Genomic DNA, 17,137 nt, shown 5'->3' with positions numbered 1-17,137 from the left:
ATCAAAGGCAGTTCGCACCTTTCGATCGAGGAGACAACGAATGTTTGATCTTTCCCCAGCGGCGCCCCGAGCCGCCAAGCTAACAGCGCTTGGCATTGGGGTCGCTCTCTTGGCCACAGCTTGTGGTGGGTCTTCGACTCCAACCCAGACTGGGTCTTCATCCGCCGCCGCCGCAGCAGGCATCTCCTGCCCGGCACCCAGCAGCGGGGCGGGAGCCGGCAACAGCCAGGCTGCCACCAACACGGGACCTGTACCTCCCTCGACCACCACCACGTCAACGCCGCTTAAACTTGGATCGCTCCTGCCGACAACGGGGTCGCTGGCGTTCCTCGGTCCGCCCGAAATTGCCGGTGTGAACCTCGGTATCAAGGAAGTTAACGACGCCGGCGGCGTCCTGGGTGCTCCCGTCTCCGTGATTCACCGCGATTCCGGTGACACCAAGACTGACATCGCAACCCAGTCCACCACCGCCCTGCTGGGACAGGGCGTGAGCGCCGTGATCGGTGCCGCATCCTCCGGTGTTTCCAAGACGGTCATCAACCAGATCACCGGCGCTGGAGTCATCCAATTCTCGCCTGCGAACACCTCCCCGGACTTCACTACGTGGGATGACAAGGGCCTGTACTGGCGCACTGCACCGTCCGACGTGCTGCAGGGCAAGGTCCTGGGCAACTACATGGCTACCTGTGGCGCCCAGACCGTCGGCATGATCGTTCTGAACGACGCCTACGGTACCGGCCTCCAGAAGAACGTCAAGGAAGCCTTTGAGGCAGCCGGCGGCAAGGTTGTTGCTGAAGAACTCTTCAACGAGGGCGATTCGCAGTTCAGCAGCCAGGTGGACAAGGTCCTCGCAGCCAAGCCGGACGCCATCGCCCTGATCACGTTCGACCAAGCCAAGAGCATCGTCCCCCTGATCACTGGCAAGGGCATCAAGCCCACCCAGCTGTTCATGGTTGATGGCAACACCTCGGACTACAGCAAGGACTTCCAGGCAGGCACCCTGAAGGGCGCACAGGGAACCATTCCCGGTACGTTCGCCAAGGACGCCTTCAAGCAGAAGCTCCTCGCTATCGATCCCGCACTGAAGGATTACAGCTACGCAGGCGAGTCCTACGACGCCGTGAACCTGATCGCGCTGGCTTCTGAGGCAGCCAAGAGCACCAAGGGCACGGATATCGCAGCCAAGCTGAAGGAAGTCTCTGAGGGCGGCGAGAAGTGCACCAGCTTCGCAGCCTGTGTCACGTTGCTCCGCGAGGGCAAGGACATCGACTACGACGGCCAGTCCGGTCCTGTAACGTTCTCCGATGCCGGTGACCCCACCGAGGCATACATCGGCATCTACGAGTACCAGGATGACAACACCTACAAGCCGGTCCGCGAAGAGTTCGGCAAGCTCTAAGCCAAGCTCACGCTGAACCGCAGTTAGCAACGGGTCCCCTTCCTGTAAGGAAGGGGACCCGTTCTGCGTCCAAAGCCATGACGTCCAAAGCTATTACACAGGCGGTACACCTACCATGTCCTCATGAAGCTAACCCGGGAAGCCCGCTCCATCGCGGTGGTCATCAACACCGGTTCGCGCAAAGGTGCCGCAGCTCGAAAGCTGGTGACCCAGAGCCTGGAAAGGGCGGAGCTCCCGGTCTCCGCCGTATATACGGTGGACGGAGGCGGGGACCTCGGCCGCACCCTGGAGCAGGCGGTTACCGGCGGGCACGATCTTGTGCTGGTGGGGGGAGGCGACGGAACGGTTGCCTCCGCAGCCGGGCTCGTGGCCGGTACCGACGTCGTACTTGGTGTCCTTCCTCTAGGCACCGCCAATGACCTTGCCAGGACCCTGGAGATCCCCCGGGAACTGAGCCGCGCTTGCGCTGCCTTCGCGGAGGGAAAAGTGGTGGACATCGACCTCGGACGGGCCAACGGTCAGCCGTTCCTGAATGTGGCTTCGGCCGGCCTCTCCGTGGCAGTCACGGAGGCGCTCAGTCCGCGCCTCAAGCGTCTCATTGGCCCCTTGGCATACGGTGTGGCTACCCTGCGCTCCTACGCCAAGCACAGGCCCTTCCACGCCCGCCTTGAGTTCCCGGAGGGGAACCATGAGCCCGTGGAGCTGGAGGACCTGCTTCAAGTGGCAGTAGGGAACGGAAGATACTACGGCGGCGGCAACGCGGTCTCTCCCACGGCGGGGATTGACGATCACACCCTGGACATCTATGCGATCCTGGCTGCGCCGCTGCGGGAGCAGGCCAAGATCGCCCGTTCGCTCAAGAATGGCAAATTTGTGGAAAACGAGCGGGTGTACCACCTCACCAGCCGGAGCGTCAGGCTGGTCACCAATCCGCCGCTGCCGGTAAACCTCGACGGCGAGATCGCAACCAGCACGCCCGCGGACTTCACTGTTGAGCGGAATGCGGTTCATGTGGTGGTGCCGAAGAACAGCAACAGCGCGACATTCGAGGGACGCAGCTGAAAACAGCGAAGGCCTGGTTCCGGCGACACCGGAACCAGGCCTTCGTGACTGACGTCGTTAGACTTCGTCGGCCAGGGTGCCCAGGTAGAGCTGGATGACCTTGGGGTCCTTCATGAGCTCCCGGCCTGTACCGGTGTACGCATCCTTGCCCTGGTCCAGGACATATCCGCGGTCGCAGATCTGCAGGCAGCGGCGGGCATTCTGTTCCACCATGATCACCGAGACGCCGGCGCGGTTGATCTCGTGCACCCGCAGGAACGTCTCGTCTTGTTTGACGGGGGAGAGACCTGCCGATGGCTCATCGAGCAGCAGCACAGCCGGGTCCATCATGAGTGCCCTGCCCATGGCCACCATCTGGCGTTCACCACCGGAGAGGGAGCCTGCACGCTGGGCACGCCGCTTACCCAACTCCGGGAAGAGGCTGGTCACAAAGTCGAAGCGTTCGGAGAAGTCCTTGGGCCGCTGGAACATCCCCATTTGCAGGTTCTCTTCAATGGTCAGCGTGGCAAAGACGTTGTTGGTCTGCGGCACGAAGCCCACGCCCTGGGTAACCAGCTTGTTGGCCTTCAACCCTGTGAGGTCCTGGCCGCGTACCACCACTGTGCCGGAGTGGACCTTCACCAAGCCGAACATGGCTTTCAGGAGCGTGGACTTGCCCGCACCGTTAGGCCCGATGATGCCGATCAGTTCGCCCTTGCGGGCCTCGATGCTGCAGCCGTTGAGGATGTTGACGCCGGGAATGTAGCCCGCCACCAGATCGGTGACTTTGACCACCGAGTCGGACGCGGGGGCATCTGCCGAGGCGGGCATTGCGCTGGTGTTGCTCATTGTCCGTCCTCCTTCTTGGTTTCTACGATTTCGGACAGGATGCCCGCATCTTCGGTTCCCACCACCGACTCTTCGTCGGCTTCGAGTTCTGCCTCGAGCACCTTGATGCCTTCAGCGTCACCGAGGTCCACATCGTGGTGGGCGCCGAGGTAGGCGTCGATGACCGCGGGGTTCTTCATGACTTCGCCCGGAGGTCCTTCGGCAACAACCTTGCCTTCGGCCATGACCACCACCCAGTCAGCAATGTGGCGGACCATGTTCATGTCGTGCTCCACGAAGAGGACGGTCATGCCTTCTGCCTTGAGGTTCTTGATGTGGTCCAGCAGTGACTGCGTCAGCGCCGGGTTCACACCAGCCATGGGCTCGTCGAGCATCACCAGCTTGGGCTTGACCATCAGGGACCGTGCCATTTCAAGGAGCTTCCGCTGACCGCCTGAAAGGGACGCTGCATAGTCGTCCTTCTTGGCATCCAGCTTGAACTTCTCCAACAGCACGTTTGCCTGAGCGGTGATCTCCTTTTCGCGGCCGCCCCACATGCCCTTGAACAGGGCTTTGGAAAGACGTTCGCCGGGTTGGTCTGCTGCTCCCAGGCGCATGTTCTCCATGACCGTCAACTTGCCCATGACCTTTGTCAGCTGGAACGTGCGGACCATGCCCATGCGGGCAACCTTGTAAGAGGAGACGCCGGCCAGGCTGCTGCCTTCAAACTGCCATTTGCCCGTGTTGGGAGTGTCAAAGCCGGTGAGGAGGTTGAACAGGGTGGTTTTGCCGGCTCCGTTGGGACCAATCAATGCGGTGATCTTATGGCGCGGGATCTCGAGGTATTCCACGTCCACGGCGTTGATGCCGCCAAAGGAACGGGTCACGTCCTCTGCCACCACAATGGGATCGCGCTTCTTGCAACCAGGGGTATTTTCCCCGACCGCGATGGGCCGCGAGTCGGTCATGTAGTCGATATTCTCGGTGTTGTTTTGGTTGGTCTCACTCATGCGAAAGCAAGCTCCTTCTTATTGCCGAAGACGCCTTGCGGGCGGAAGATCATCAGGAGCATCAAGGCAACACCCACCAGGATGTAGCGCAACTGGCCCGCCTGGACAGTTGTCAGCCAAGTGACGGCCCCTGATTCAATGAGGCCGTAGAGCAGGCTCTGGGTCAGCGAAAGGACAACCCAGAAGATCATGGCTCCGATGACCGGCCCAAGGACTGTGGCCATACCGCCGAGCAGGAGGCAGGTCCACAGGAAGAATGTCAGTTCCGTGCCGTAGTTGGACGGCTGGACAGCGCCGCGGGGAAGGGTGAAAATCATGCCCGCCAAGGCGCCCAGGACACCGCCGATGACCAGGGCCTGCATCTTGTAGGCGTAGACGTTTTTACCGAGCGAGCGGACGGCGTTCTCGTCTTCGCGGATGCCCTTCAGGACGCGACCCCACGGGCTGCGCATGAGGAGCCACACCAAGACACAGCACACGATCACGAGTCCCCAGCCGACTACGCGGATGAAGAAGTCGCGGTTGTTCATGCCCATGTAGGAGCCCTCGGGGAAGGGGTTCATGGCGTAGAACGTGTTCTCAAACGCTGCCAAACCGTTTGCCGAACCTGTGACGCTGGTGAGCTGGTTGGTAGTGACCACGTAGCGGACAATTTCTGCCGCTGCGATGGTGACAATGGCCAGATAGTCGGCGCGGAGCCGAAGCGTGGGGATACCGAGGATGAAGGCGAAGATCACCGAGCACAGAATGGAGATGATCAGTGCCAGGAAGAACGGGGCGTCGAACGTCAGGGTGGAGATGGCAAAGCCATAGGCTCCCACTGCCATGAAACCGGCCTGGCCGAAGTTCAACAGGCCCGAGTAGCCGAAGTGAACGGCAAGGCCCAAAGCGGCAAGTGCGTAGGCCGCCGTCGTTGGACTGAATAGTTCGCCAAGGGCGCTGGAGAGAATAAATCCGAAATCCATGGCCCGCTCCTAACCCACACGCTCACGCCGGCCGAGGATACCCTGCGGTCGGAACAGAAGAACAACGATCATGATGAAAAGGGCCCCAACGTACTTGAGGTCGGCAGGAAGGCCGAACACGGTAGTCAGTTCCACGAAGATGCCGACGACAATAGAGCCGATCAGTGCGCCGAAGACTGTTCCCAAGCCACCGAGAGTCACGCCGGCGAAGATGAGAAGCAGGATTTGCGATCCCATGTCGAACGTGACGCCTGGGCGGTAGTAAGCCCACAGAATGCCGCCCAGGGAGGCGAGCACGCCACCCACAATCCACACGATGCGGATCACGGAGTCCACGTCGATGCCGGAGGCTGCTGCCAGGGCGGGGTTGTCCGCTACGGCACGCGTCGCCTTTCCGAGTCGGGTCTTCAAAAGGACGATGCCGATCAAGGCGATGACCACGGCACTGATGACCAGCGACCAGAGGTTGTTGGGCGAGATGGAAACAGGCCCAATCTGGATCTCGGCGCTCTGGGCACCCGGCAGCTGCTGGGTTGCACCGCCAAAGAAGAACTGGATGACGTAGCGGATGGCCAAGGCAAGGCCGATGCTGACGATCATCATGGGGACCAGTCCGGATCCCCGTTTCCTCAGTGGCCGCCAGAGCCCGGCGTCCTGGACATAGCCGAACAGCCCGCCGCCTACCAGCGCCAGCAGGATGGCCAGCCAGAAAGGCAGTCCAAAGCCGTTGAACATAAAGACGAGCACCGCGCCGAGTGTCACCATCTCGCCGTGGGCGAAGTTGGTGAGGCCCGTTGTTCCGAAGATCAGGGAGAGGCCCACGGAGGCGAGTGCAAGGAGCAGACCGAAGCTCAGGCCCGCAACCAAGCGGTTCAGGAGATTTTGGCCGAAGTCTTGTTGCTGGACAACGATGCCTTTGCCGAAGGCGAAAATCACCGACAGGTTGGATGTTTGGCTGAAGGTGACATCGCGGGGATTGTCCTGGCCATCGGCAAGTTTGATGCCCTCCGGCAAGGTGGAGGTATCCAGCTCAATGGTGTAGGTGCCCTGGACGGGAACGCCGATGGACCACGCTCCATTGGCTCCGGAGGTGGCGTCACCTTCGAACCCATTGCCTGTGGCTTTGATCTTGACGCCGGGTATGGGGGCCCTGGCGTCATCGCGGAGGAAACCGCTGATGTTGTTCTGGAATGTCGTCGGTGACGGCGAAGGCGAGGGGGTGGTTGCCTGTGCCGAGGGGGCGGCGATCAACAGAGTGGCGATGAGGGCGGCGAAAAATGCCCCCACGACTCTCTGTAGTCCCTTGGACCGTCTGTTGGACGGGTCGCGCAGTGTGCTTCTCAAAATGGAAACCTCCACAGTGGGGGTGGTCCCGGCTGCGCCATTGCAGCCGGTGCGAACGGTCATGGGGCTTGTGAACGGTTCTTGCCTAGCTGCCTCGATTGTGATCTAAGTCACCCATGTGTGGCCTATGTTACCGCTCGGTGGGCGGAAAGAATGCCCAGTTCGGGGGTGCGAAGATCGCGATCGGATAACAACTGTGAAGCTATAGGCAACAAGCAATGTAGCTGTGCTTAAGTAAACCTTTGTTGTTTAAGGGTGTTACTAAACGTTCCACCGGGCGGCCCATCCAGCCACTGTGCCCTTTTCGTGTCACGGTTGCGTTTCGTCTGGGTGAACAAGGGAACTTTCCCTGCCGCGCGCGCGTGGTAATTGGTACCGTGAATTATCACTTAGCCCTTTTTCAGGAGGACAACCGCAATGGCACTTGGCGGAAACCCAGTCTTCAACGGAAAGAATTTCCGTGGAGCAAAGCAGGCCCCGCCTGTACCGCAAAATCCGTACGGCCAGCAATTTAGCCAGGCACCTGGCCGGGCACCCGGACAGGTCATGGACGGCCAGGCAGCATGGTCGGCCCAGCAGCAGAACATGACGAATGAACAGCTGCAGCAGATGTACAACCAGCCTTCGGCTGGGCCGGCCGATACCGGACGCATGACCTATGACGACGTCATCATGAAGACCGTCGCCTGCCTCGTGGTCCTGGTTCTCGGCGCAGGCGTCACGCTGTTCGTGGCTCCCGCACTCTCCACCATGCTCATGATCGTTGGTGCGCTGGGCGGATTCGTTCTTGCCCTCGTCAACACGTTCAAGAAGCAGCCGTCACCGGCCTTGATCCTGGCCTACGCCGGACTCGAGGGCCTGTTCCTCGGTGGCCTCACCCGCATCCTGGATGGCATGTATCCGGGCGTTGGCCTGCAGGCCGTCATCGGGACCCTGGCAGTCTTCGGCGTGACGCTGGTGCTGTTCAAGAGCGGTAAGGTCCGCGCCACACCCAAGATGGTGCGCTTCTTCATGATCGCCACCATCGGTTACGCAGTCTTCGCCCTGATCAACATGGTGATGATGTGGACCGGCGCAGTGCAGGAGCCCTTCGGCCTCCGCTCGAGCATCACCATTGCAGGCATTCCGCTGGGTGTCTTCATCGGCATCCTCGCGATTGGCCTGGCAGCGTTCTCGCTCATCATGGACTTCACCAGCATTGAGGAAGGCGTCCGCGCCGGCGCCCCGGAACGTTACTCCTGGGTTGCTGCCTTCGGACTGACGGTCACCCTGGTGTGGCTCTACGTCGAAATCATCCGCTTGCTCGCAATTTTGCGGGGCGACGACTAACTCCATCGGAGTCCGTCAACGCGAAATGCCCCCGAAGATACTTCGGGGGCATTTTTGTGTCCTTGGGGAACTTTTCGCTGCGAGGCCCAAACGGGCGCAAGGATTCACACCGGCTCCCGCGCCCGAGCTAGCTCAGGCGTTCAAAGACAACCGCCATTCCCTGCCCGCCACCCACGCACAGCGCCGCCAGGCCCAGCGTCCCGTCGCGTTCCTTGAGCCCATTCAAAAGGGTGCTGGTCATTCGGGCGCCAGTCATTCCGAACGGGTGTCCCAGGGCAATCGCTCCGCCGTGGACATTGAGCTTTGCCTGGTCGATGCCCAGCTCGCGGGCGCTGGCAATAACCTGCACGGCGAAGGCTTCGTTGAGCTCCACGAGGTCGATGTCGTCCATGGTGAGCCCGGCCAACGCCAGAGCCCGCCGCGACGACTCCACCGGTCCCATGCCCATGAGCTCGGGAGAGAGGGCGCTAACGCCGGTTGAGACCACCCGTGCCAATGGTTCAAGGCCAAGTTCGCGGGCGCGGGAGTCGCTCATGACCACCATCGCGGCCGCGCCGTCATTGAGTGGGCATGCATTGCCCGCCGTCACGGTGCCTTCCGTGCGGAACACGGGCTGCAGGGCCGATACCGCTTCGAGGGTGACCCCTGCCCGGGGAGAGTCGTCCTGGTCCACCACTGTGCCGTCCTTGCGCGTGTATGGCGTGATGTCGCGGGCGTAAAAGCCGGAGGCTATGGCGGCTTCGGCGCGGTTCTGGCTCAGTACTCCCCATTCGTCCTGCTCGGCCCGGCTGATCCCATAGGTGGTAGCCACGTTCTCGGCTGTCTGGCCCATGGCGATGTAGATATCCGGGAGCCTTCCGCCCAGCCGGGGATCGGTCCAGGGAATGTTCGACGCCGCGCGGGCCGCCGTCCGCTGTGCAGCTGCCCTGAACAGGGGGTTGTGGTTGGCGGTATCGGTCTCACCGGCACCGGCCCAGTTCTGGTACCGGGACACGCTCTCCACTCCGGAGGAGACGATCGCGTGGGCTTCGCCGGCTTTAATGGCGTGGAATGCCATCCGCAGGGTTTGGAGGCTTGAGGCGCAGAAACGGTTGACGGTGGCAGCCGGTACCCGATCCAGTCCGGCAAGGACAGCCACCACCCGGGCCATGTTGGAGCCTGCCTCACCGCTGGGTTCTGCGCAGCCAAGGAGGATGTCATCCAGTCCGCCCCCGTCATCCGCAGCGGGATCAAACCCGGGGATCTTGTCGAGGGCCGCCTGCACCATGGCGGTGGCCAGATCGTCCGGGCGTTCGTCCTTGAGGGAGCCTTTGAAAGCCCTGCCAATAGGACTTCGGGCTGTGGAAACTACGACGGCCTCAGTCATGGCCCCAGCTTACGCCCGGCGTCTGGGCGGACGCCGGGCGTAGGCCGGGAGGGCTTCAGGCCAGGCGAAGTGCGCCGGCGGCCGGGGTCACGGTGAAGATGTCCGGGGCCGCGTAGCCTGCCTCTGCAAATGAACGCACGACGGCGTCCCGCACCTGCTGCTCTTGGCCTACCGGGGTCAGTGCGATGGCAGAACCGCCAAAACCGCCGCCGGTCATGCGGGCACCGATAGCTCCGTTCGCGCGGGAGGTATCTACGGCCAGGTCCAGCTCCGGGCAGGAGATCTCGAAATCGTCCCGCATGGACACATGGCTGGCGTCCAGCAACGCACCGATGCTGGCGGGTCCCTGAGTGCCCAGGATTTCCACTGTCTGGAGCACCCGGTCATTTTCGGTGACAACGTGGCGCACGCGCCGAAGCGTGGTGTCGTCCAGCAGCCCGGACGCTTCCTCCAAAGCCTCGACACCGACGTCGCGGAGTGCCTTGACGCCGAGGATCTCGGCACCCAGCTCGCAGGACGCGCGACGGGAGGCGTAACCGCCGTCGGCATGTGAATGCGACACCTTGGTGTCGATAACCAGCAGCACCAGGCCCGAGGCTTCGGCATCGAAGGGGACAAGGTCCACGTGCTGGTCACGGCAGTCCAGGAAGACGGCGTGCCCTTTCGCGCCCCGCAGGGAGGCTGACTGGTCCATGATCCCGGTGGGCGCGCCAACAAAAACGTTCTCGGCACGCTGAGTTGCCAGTACCAGGTCCTCGGCAGCGAGGCCGGCTCCGGTCAATTCGTTGAGCGCACTGATGACGGCGCACTCAATCGCGTGTGACGACGACAGGCCGGCCCCTGAAGGGACATCGGAATCGAGCAGCAGGTCAAAGCCGGGCACCTCGATGCCACGTTCCTTCAAAGCCCAGGCCACACCGAGGGGGTAACGGGACCAGCCCTCGCCGGAGCCGGGTTCCGAGTCCGCGAGGTCGGCCTCCACCACGCCGTGTCCGCCAAAGGTGGACAACATCCGGACTGCAGAGTCGTCGCGGACGCGCAGGGCCACCTTCGCTGTCTTGTCGATGGCAAAGGGCAACACGAAGCCCTCGTTGTAGTCCGTGTGCTCGCCGATGAGGTTGACCCGCCCCGGTGCCTGCCACACGCCGTCGGGATCTGCGCCAAACGTTTCCTGGAAGCGGGTGGCGAGGACGCTGGTATCGGTGGTGGTGGTCATGCTCGGGTGCCTTCCAGTGTCTTGGAGGAAGCCGGTGCAGCGGCATTCCGTAGCCGCTCAGCCACCGCTTCGGGTGTGGTGTCGTTGATGAACGCTCCCATGGCGGCCTCGGAGCCAGCCAGGTACTTGAGCTTATCGGCCGCGCGGCGGGGGGACGTCAACTGCAGGTGCAGTTGACCTGCCGGCCGGAGGCTGGGGTCCAGCGGCGCCTGGTGCCAGGCGGAGATGTAGGGCATGGGGGTCGGGTAAAGGGAGTCCAGCCGTTTGAGCAGGTCCAGGTAGACGTGCGAGAGTTCATCGCGCTCCCCGCCGCTGAGCGCAGCCAGATCGGGCACACTGCGGTGTGGGACCAGATGGATCTCCAGGGGCCAGCGCGCTGCGAAGGGTACGTAGGCGCTGAAGTGTTCTGCCTCCAACACCATGCGGCTGCCGTCCTCACGTTCGGCCTTCAGGAGTGAGGCCGCCAGCGTTTCCTTCGCGTCGACGTCGTCGTAGTACTTCCGTGCCACAGCACCGAGCTGGGCGGCGCGGGGAGTGACGTAGGGGTAGGCGTAGATCTGGCCGTGCGGGTGGTGCAGGGTGACACCGATGTCCGCCCCGCGGTTTTCGAAAGGGAACACCTGCTTGATGCCGGGCAGGGCACTCAGGGCTTCGGTCCGTTGGGCCCACGCTTCAATGACCGTGCGGGCCCGGGTCTCGCCCAGTTCTGCGAACGAACCGGTGTGCTGCGGGGTGAACGCCACCACCTCACAGCGGCCAAACGCGGGTCCGGTGGTTCCGTGGCCGCTGTGGCCCGGCGCTGGAAGCGGGGGGATGTCGCCCACGGCCGGCCCCAATGACGGGAAGCGATTCTCGAAGACCACGACGTCGTAATCGGAAGCCGGGATTTCCGAAGGATTCGCCGGGGTGGTGGGACAAATGGGGCACTGGTCAGCAGGCGGAAGGTGGGTCCGGGCCTGACGGTGCGCGGCCACTGCTACCCAGTCGCCGGACAGGGCGTCATACCTGACCTCGCCGGGTTCACCACGTGCCGGAAGTTCGCGGTGGTCCACCAGTGATTCCGGTGTGCGTTCCGGAGTTGCGGGGTCGTCGAAGTAGATCAGCTCGCGGCTGTCCGCAAGGCGGGTGCTGGTGATGCGACTCATGAATCCATCATTCCACAAGTGACCAAAAACGCATAGTTTCTAACAAAAGCAAACATCCAGCTGGGGAAGCCTGCTCCACGATGCAGTACGGTATTGCCATGTCTGTCTCGCCATCATCCGCCGAAAACGGCCTTCAGTCTGAGCCCCGCCGCTTCGCCACCGGCCGCCAATTCGAACTTCGCAGGGGCGACGCGCTCGCCGTCGTCACCGAGCTCGCGGCAGGTCTGCGCCTCTACTCCCGTGGCGGCGTCCAGTTGACCGAGAGCTACGGCGACGACGAAATTTCGCCCGGCGCAACCGGCATCACCTTGGCGCCCTGGGCAAATCGTGTGGAGGACGGGACCTGGTACCTCGACGGCAAGAAGCAACAGCTGGACATCACCGAGGTATCGCGCAACAACGCCAGCCATGGCCTGCTCCGGAACACGGCCTACACGCTGGTGGACGAGTCGGAGTTCTCCGTGACGCTCGAAGCCACCGTCTTCCCGCAGCACGGGTACCCGTTCCTGGTGAGGCACCGGGTGCGGTATGAACTGGACGATTCGCTGGACCTGCGCGTGTGGCAGACCTTGGTCAACGACTCCCAGGGCACGGCGCCCTTTGTGCTGGGAGCCCATCCATACCTGCGCCTCGGTGACGTTGCCCCGGAGGACCTTGTCCTGACGGTGCGGGCTGCAACCCGGTTGGTGGCAGACGAACGCTTGATTCCCCGCAGCACCGCCGCGGCGGACGGCGAGTACGACCTCTCGGCAGGGGGTGCGGTTGGCCACCTCCTGATTGATGTCGCCTTGACGGATCTAACGTACGACGCCGGCACAGCGCGCCACACGCTGACGGCACCTGATGGCCGCAGTGTGAGCCTGGAGCAGGACGAAAGCTGTCAGTACGTCCATGTTTTTGTCACTGACACCTTCCCCGGACGTTCCAAGGCAGTGGCGATCGAACCCATGACGGGCCCCGCCAATGCATTCAACAGCGGCGATGGCCTGCGGTGGCTGGAGCCCGGTGAAGCCTTCACCATGACCTGGGGCATCGCGGCTTCCCTCTAGGCTTTGTGCCCCGTGTTTGTCCATGGGGGAGCGGGTCGGTTTCCCATACGGCGTGGGCTACGGAATTATGGGTTTATGACGCCAACATCGGACGCCAAAACACGTTCAGACCGCCAAATTGCCGAGGACATCCCGTATGGGGTCCGCATTGCTGCTGCCTGGTCGTGGCGGGCAGGACTGATCCTGCTCATGATCGGGGCCTTGGTGTGGCTTCTGGGCAAGGTCAGCTTCCTCATCATTCCCGTGATGGTGGCTGCGCTTTTGGCGGGCCTCCTCTACCCGGTGGTGGTGTGGCTGCGTCACCGCAAGATTCCCAACGGTGCCGCGGTGGCCATCACGGTAGTCGGCTTCATCGGTGTGATCGCGGGAGCGCTGGCCCTGGTGGGAAGGCAGCTGGTCTCCGGTTTCGGGGAGCTTTGGCAGGAAGCGCTGGCCGGTATCCAACAGATTCAGACGTGGTTGGCGGACGGTCCACTCCACCTCACAGCAGACCAGATCGACCAGTACATCGCCGATGGCGCCAACGCCCTGCAGAACAACAGCAGCAGCATCCTCAGTGGCGCTCTCTCCTTTGGCAGCACAGCGGGACACTTCGCGGCCGGGTTGGTCCTGGCGCTTTTCATCCTGATTTTCTTCCTGCTGGAAGGAAGCCGGATCTGGGCGTTCCTGGTGCGGTTGCTGCCCAAGACAGCGCGGAGGGCAACCGACGGCGCGGGGCGTCGTGGCTGGACCTCAATGGTCAGCTACGTGCGGATCCAAATGTTCGTTGCCTTCGTTGACGCAGTGGGCATTGGAGTTGGTGCGGCCATCATCCAGGTACCGCTCGCACTTCCCCTGGCCGTCCTCGTGTTCATCGGCTCCTTCATTCCGGTAGTAGGTGCGCTGGTTACCGGTGCCATCGCAGTGCTGCTCGCATTGGTGGCCAACGGACCCATCAACGCGCTCATCATGCTGGCAATCGTCCTGCTGGTGCAGCAGCTGGAAAGCCACATCCTGCAGCCGTTGGTGATGGGCAAGGCCGTGGCGTTGCACCCGGTGGCCGTGATCCTCTCCGTCGCCGCGGGCTCCTACCTTGCCGGCATCCCGGGGGCACTGTTCGCCGTCCCGCTGCTCGCCGTAGTAAACACGGCAGTTCGCTACATTGCGGGCAGGACGTGGGAACATGATGAAGGATTGGGCGGCGTGGAACTCCAGCCGGCGGCCGCTTCGGCGGGGTCGGGCGAAGACACCAACTTCAAGGATGTCCACCTTCCACGGCCTGAGTCACGCCTTGGAAAAGGCGCCGCAGGCAAGAACAAGGCTTCAGGGACCTCCTCCGTTGAGGGCCCTGCAGCCGACACCAACAAAGGAGAATAGTCAGTGAATACCCTCGAAACCCTGCCCGTCACCCTGGACGATGTCCTTAAGGCGCAGGAGCTGCTCGAGGGCATTATTACCAAGACTCCGGTGGAGTCGTCCCGTGCTCTTGGCAGCCTCGTGGGCGGCAACGTCTTTTTCAAGTGCGAAAACCTGCAGCGTGCAGGCTCCTTCAAGGTCCGCGGCGCCTACGTCCGCATGGCCCGCCTGACCGAGGATGAGAAGAAGCGCGGAGTGGTAGCGGCGTCCGCAGGCAACCACGCCCAAGGTGTGGCTGTGGCCGCAAAGAGCCTGGGCATTAACGCCCGCATCTACATGCCCCTTGGCGTGGCACTGCCCAAGCTGGCAGCCACGCGCAGCCACGGCGCCGAGGTCATTCTCCACGGACACAACGTGGATGAGGCCCTGGCGGAAGCACAGCGCTACGCCAATGAAACCGGTGCTGTCTTTGTGCATCCTTTTGACAACGTGGACGTGGTGGCCGGGCAAGGCACCATCGGGCTGGAAATCCTGGACCAGATCCCCAACGTGGACACTATCCTTATGGGCGTCGGCGGCGGCGGATTGCTGGCCGGCGTGGCAGTAGCCATCAAAGCAAGGGCAAAGGAGCTTGGCCGCGAGATTCGGGTGATCGGCGTACAGGCTGAGAACGCCGCAGCCTACCCGCCGTCCCTGGCCGCAGACGCCTTGGTCCCGCTGAAGAAGGTCACCACCATGGCCGACGGTATTGCCGTTGGACGGCCGGGACAGCTGCCCTTCAGCATCATTCGCGAACTCGTGGACGATGTTGTCACTGTCAGCGAGGATTCACTGGCGCGGGCGCTGATCTTCCTCCTGGAGCGGGCCAAGATGGTGGTTGAGCCTGCGGGCGCCGTGGGAGTAGCCGCACTCATGGACGGCAAGATCGAAAACCCCGGGAACACCGCCGTCGTGCTTTCCGGTGGCAACATCGATCCGATGCTGATGCTCAAAGTCATCCAGCGCGGTCTTTCGGCCGCTGGCCGGTTCATGACCGTCCGCATGATGCTGGACGACCGCCCCGGCTCCTTGGCCACGATCGCGCGCATCATCGCCGAGAACGATGCCAACGTCACGGGCCTGGACCACACACGGTTGGGTGGTTCCATCAGCATGGGCGATGTCTCCATCACCATCAACCTGGAAACCAAAGGCCACGAACACGGCGAACAGGTTCTCGGCGCGCTGCGGGCCGAGGGGTTCCAGCCGATCGTGGTGCACTGACGGGAGGGGCGCCCATGGTGCTTGGAACACCTGAAGGTTCAAAGGAAGAGGCCCGGGAGTCCTTGGCTGGGCGGGCGAAGGGCGGCCTGCTCTTCATGGGCGGCTTCGTCATTCTGCTCTACGTCATCGAGATCCTCAATACGTTGATGCGCCATGGCCTGAACTCCACGTTTGGCCTTCGCTCCCGCTCCCTGGACGGCGTGCTGGACATCCTGACGTTCCCCTTGCTGCACGCGAACTTCAATCACTTGCTCTCCAACACGCTGCCGCTGATCATTTTTGGCTTTCTGGTGTTCCTGTCCGGCATCCGCGTGTTCATCACCGCGTTGGCGTTCAGCTGGCTGGGTTCCGGACTGGCGGTGTGGCTGATTGGCGGGGGAGGAGTGACAGTGGGGGCATCCGGGTTGGTGTTCGGATTCTTTGCATTCCTCTTGGTACGGGGCTTCTTCAACCGGAACTGGTGGCAGATCCTGCTCTCCGTGGTGCTCTTCATGGCCTACGGCAGCATCCTCTTTGGGGTTTTGCCCACGGTGATGGGCTACGTGTCCTGGCAGGCGCACCTCGGAGGCGCCTTGGGGGGCATCGTTGCCGCTGTCTTGCTGCGCCCCAAGTCACAGCTCACGGCCTAACCTGCAGCCGGAGACGAAAAAACGCCGGCCCGCCCCGCGGAGGGGTGGGCCGGCGTCGTGTATTTCAGGCCGATGGGCTGCTGTTTAGGCGACGTACGGCTTGGCGGAAACGATCTCCACCGGGATTTCCTTGCCATTGGGAGCGACGTAGCTCAGCTTGTCGCCCTCCTTGTGGCCGATGATTGCGGCACCCAGGGGGGACTTTTCGCTGAAGACGTCAAGATCGGAATCTCCGGCGATCTCGCGGGAGCCGAGCAGGAAGGTCTCTTCGTCGCCTGCGATGCGGGCAACAACCAGCATGCCGGGCTCAACGATTCCGTCATCGGCCGGCGCTTCGCCCACCTGGGCATCGCGCAGGAGGGCCGTGAGCTGACGGATGCGGGCCTCGATCTTGCCCTGCTCTTCCTTGGCTGCGTGGTAACCGCCGTTTTCCTTGAGGTCGCCTTCCTGGCGGGCAGCTTCGATCTTCTGGACGATTTCCGCCCGGCCAGCGCCGGAAAGGTGGTCCAGCTCAGCCTTCAAGCGGTCGAAAGCTTCCTGGGTAAGCCAAGCCGCAGTGGCGCTGTTGGTGGTAGACACGGATTTCTCCTCTAGATCTGACAATGCAAAAGACCCCGCCGAGGTGGCCACTCGTAAAACTCAGTAACCAACTTAACGGGGTGAAGGTTTCATCCATTGTAGTAAATCCTTTGGACGAACCCAAACCGGTTGAGTCGTGGGTCACACGATTGTTATTTACCGCTGTCCACTATCCAGCAGCCGTCCACGACCCCGGAGACGGAGGGCGACTCGGTCCGAAGTACTGTGCGCTGAACGGTGGTCCGGCCGCCGTCGGGGTCGTCCTGGGGATCGTTCGGCCCGATCTCCACAACCTTCCAACCCACAACAGCGAACTTGGAATCCAGGGCCTTGATGGCGCATTTGGCGGTAGCCCCGGGGTTTTTGGTGACTTGGTAGTCCACTTCAGCCTGGGTGTCGTCAACCGTGCTGTAGCCGATGTCCTTGAACGTGACCGGAGCTTGCGCGGACCCCGTTGCCACGTAGGCAGCGAAGGCAATCCCGATGACCAGGGCAGCGATGATGATGTTCCGCTTGGTTTTGCGGGTCATGGCGCGCTTTTGACCGCCGTAGCGATTGGCTAGGCTGGTGCTTGCCGGTACTTGGGTGGCCGAAAGGTCCTCTGAAGTCACCCGTCCAGTTTAGTGCCGATCCCGGCGC

The 17,137-nt window shown here is 62.6% G+C and carries 16 protein-coding genes; 7 read left to right on the top strand and 9 right to left on the bottom strand.

Translation table 11 applies throughout. The annotated features are described in order from the left end of the window. Positions 1–40 precede the first annotated feature (40 nt). Complete coding sequence (locus BMY91_RS06105; RefSeq protein WP_090819887.1) at positions 41–1,399, top strand: ABC transporter substrate-binding protein; 1,359 nt, start codon at positions 41–43, stop codon at positions 1,397–1,399. Positions 1,400–1,522: 123 nt separating this feature from the next. Next, entirely contained in the window at positions 1,523–2,461 is a 939-nt protein-coding gene (locus BMY91_RS06100) for a lipid kinase (RefSeq protein ID WP_090819884.1), read from the top strand. A gap of 57 nt (positions 2,462–2,518) precedes the next feature. Here the strand turns inward: BMY91_RS06100 and BMY91_RS06095 are convergent, their stop codons facing one another. From BMY91_RS06095 to BMY91_RS06080, 4 genes are read right to left on the bottom strand one after another with little or no spacing between them, the layout of a single operon-like run. Then, a complete protein-coding gene (locus tag BMY91_RS06095; RefSeq protein WP_090819881.1) occupies positions 2,519–3,289 on the bottom strand; it encodes an ABC transporter ATP-binding protein in 771 nt (256 codons plus the stop codon). Next, positions 3,286–4,278, bottom strand: coding sequence for an ABC transporter ATP-binding protein (locus tag BMY91_RS06090; RefSeq protein ID WP_090819878.1), 993 nt, complete (start codon positions 4,276–4,278; stop codon positions 3,286–3,288). Before BMY91_RS06090 ends, BMY91_RS06095 begins: the two co-directional genes overlap by 4 nt. Then, a complete protein-coding gene (locus tag BMY91_RS06085; RefSeq protein ID WP_090819876.1) occupies positions 4,275–5,243 on the bottom strand; it encodes a branched-chain amino acid ABC transporter permease in 969 nt (322 codons plus the stop codon). The genes BMY91_RS06090 and BMY91_RS06085 overlap by 4 nt, the downstream gene beginning before the upstream one ends. Positions 5,244–5,252: 9 nt before the next feature. Then, positions 5,253–6,650, bottom strand: a complete 1,398-nt coding sequence (locus tag BMY91_RS06080; protein WP_090819873.1) for a branched-chain amino acid ABC transporter permease — start codon at positions 6,648–6,650, stop codon at positions 5,253–5,255. Positions 6,651–7,004: 354 nt separating this feature from the next. Between BMY91_RS06080 and BMY91_RS06075 the strand changes: the two genes are divergently transcribed. Next, on the top strand, positions 7,005–7,916 hold the full coding sequence (locus BMY91_RS06075) for a Bax inhibitor-1/YccA family protein (protein ID WP_090819870.1): 912 nt from the start codon (positions 7,005–7,007) through the stop codon (positions 7,914–7,916). Positions 7,917–8,043: 127 nt separating this feature from the next. Here the strand turns inward: BMY91_RS06075 and BMY91_RS06070 are convergent, their stop codons facing one another. From BMY91_RS06070 to galT, 3 genes are read right to left on the bottom strand one after another with little or no spacing between them, the layout of a single operon-like run. Beyond that, a complete protein-coding gene (locus BMY91_RS06070) occupies positions 8,044–9,282 on the bottom strand; it encodes an acetyl-CoA C-acetyltransferase (RefSeq protein ID WP_090819868.1) in 1,239 nt (412 codons plus the stop codon). 55 nt (positions 9,283–9,337) lie between these two features. Next, on the bottom strand, positions 9,338–10,498 hold the full coding sequence (galK, locus tag BMY91_RS06065) for a galactokinase (protein ID WP_090819866.1): 1,161 nt from the start codon (positions 10,496–10,498) through the stop codon (positions 9,338–9,340). Then, positions 10,495–11,643 (bottom strand): galactose-1-phosphate uridylyltransferase, encoded by a 1,149-nt coding sequence (gene galT / locus BMY91_RS06060; protein WP_090819864.1) that lies wholly within the window; start codon positions 11,641–11,643, stop codon positions 10,495–10,497. Before galT ends, galK begins: the two co-directional genes overlap by 4 nt. A gap of 98 nt (positions 11,644–11,741) precedes the next feature. On the opposite strand from galT, the gene BMY91_RS06055 reads away from it, so the two are divergent. From BMY91_RS06055 to BMY91_RS06040, 4 genes are all read left to right on the top strand, one after another. After that, entirely contained in the window at positions 11,742–12,692 is a 951-nt protein-coding gene (locus BMY91_RS06055) for an aldose 1-epimerase family protein (RefSeq protein ID WP_256212616.1), read from the top strand. A 75-nt stretch (positions 12,693–12,767) separates the two neighbouring features. After that, a complete protein-coding gene (locus BMY91_RS06050) occupies positions 12,768–14,048 on the top strand; it encodes an AI-2E family transporter (RefSeq protein WP_090819858.1) in 1,281 nt (426 codons plus the stop codon). A 3-nt stretch (positions 14,049–14,051) separates the two neighbouring features. Then, positions 14,052–15,290 (top strand): threonine ammonia-lyase, encoded by a 1,239-nt coding sequence (gene ilvA, locus BMY91_RS06045; RefSeq protein ID WP_089594164.1) that lies wholly within the window; start codon positions 14,052–14,054, stop codon positions 15,288–15,290. 14 nt (positions 15,291–15,304) lie between these two features. Then, positions 15,305–15,919, top strand: a complete 615-nt coding sequence (locus BMY91_RS06040; RefSeq protein WP_090819855.1) for a rhomboid family intramembrane serine protease — start codon at positions 15,305–15,307, stop codon at positions 15,917–15,919. An 84-nt stretch (positions 15,920–16,003) separates the two neighbouring features. Here BMY91_RS06040 and greA read toward each other — a convergent pair whose 3' ends face one another. Continuing rightward, entirely contained in the window at positions 16,004–16,498 is a 495-nt protein-coding gene (greA, locus tag BMY91_RS06035) for a transcription elongation factor GreA (protein ID WP_090819852.1), read from the bottom strand. A gap of 152 nt (positions 16,499–16,650) precedes the next feature. Then, entirely contained in the window at positions 16,651–17,109 is a 459-nt protein-coding gene (locus BMY91_RS06030) for a DUF4307 domain-containing protein (RefSeq protein ID WP_090819850.1), read from the bottom strand. Positions 17,110–17,137 lie beyond the last annotated feature (28 nt).

The sequence above is a fragment of the Arthrobacter sp. yr096 genome, assembly GCF_900108925.1.
In the GTDB taxonomy this organism is placed as follows: domain Bacteria; phylum Actinomycetota; class Actinomycetes; order Actinomycetales; family Micrococcaceae; genus Arthrobacter.
This window is presented reverse-complemented; position numbering and strand designations above follow the sequence as displayed.

Excerpts from the sequence above, each read along its gene's own strand:
- BMY91_RS06090 (WP_090819878.1), bottom strand. The coding sequence starts at position 4,278 with ATGAGTGAGACCAACCAAAACAACACCGAGAATATCGACTACATGACC.
- BMY91_RS06050 (WP_090819858.1), top strand. The coding sequence starts at position 12,768 with ATGACGCCAACATCGGACGCCAAAACACGTTCAGACCGCCAAATTGCC.
- BMY91_RS06070 (WP_090819868.1), bottom strand. The coding sequence starts at position 9,282 with ATGACTGAGGCCGTCGTAGTTTCCACAGCCCGAAGTCCTATTGGCAGG.
- BMY91_RS06080 (WP_090819873.1), bottom strand. The coding sequence starts at position 6,650 with ATGACCGTTCGCACCGGCTGCAATGGCGCAGCCGGGACCACCCCCACT.
- BMY91_RS06055 (WP_256212616.1), top strand. The coding sequence starts at position 11,742 with ATGTCTGTCTCGCCATCATCCGCCGAAAACGGCCTTCAGTCTGAGCCC.
- BMY91_RS06040 (WP_090819855.1), top strand. The coding sequence starts at position 15,305 with ATGGTGCTTGGAACACCTGAAGGTTCAAAGGAAGAGGCCCGGGAGTCC.
- galK (WP_090819866.1), bottom strand. The coding sequence starts at position 10,498 with ATGACCACCACCACCGATACCAGCGTCCTCGCCACCCGCTTCCAGGAA.
- BMY91_RS06095 (WP_090819881.1), bottom strand. The coding sequence starts at position 3,289 with ATGAGCAACACCAGCGCAATGCCCGCCTCGGCAGATGCCCCCGCGTCC.
- BMY91_RS06100 (WP_090819884.1), top strand. The coding sequence starts at position 1,523 with ATGAAGCTAACCCGGGAAGCCCGCTCCATCGCGGTGGTCATCAACACC.
- BMY91_RS06105 (WP_090819887.1), top strand. The coding sequence starts at position 41 with ATGTTTGATCTTTCCCCAGCGGCGCCCCGAGCCGCCAAGCTAACAGCG.
- BMY91_RS06075 (WP_090819870.1), top strand. The coding sequence starts at position 7,005 with ATGGCACTTGGCGGAAACCCAGTCTTCAACGGAAAGAATTTCCGTGGA.
- BMY91_RS06085 (WP_090819876.1), bottom strand. The coding sequence starts at position 5,243 with ATGGATTTCGGATTTATTCTCTCCAGCGCCCTTGGCGAACTATTCAGT.
- galT (WP_090819864.1), bottom strand. The coding sequence starts at position 11,643 with ATGAGTCGCATCACCAGCACCCGCCTTGCGGACAGCCGCGAGCTGATC.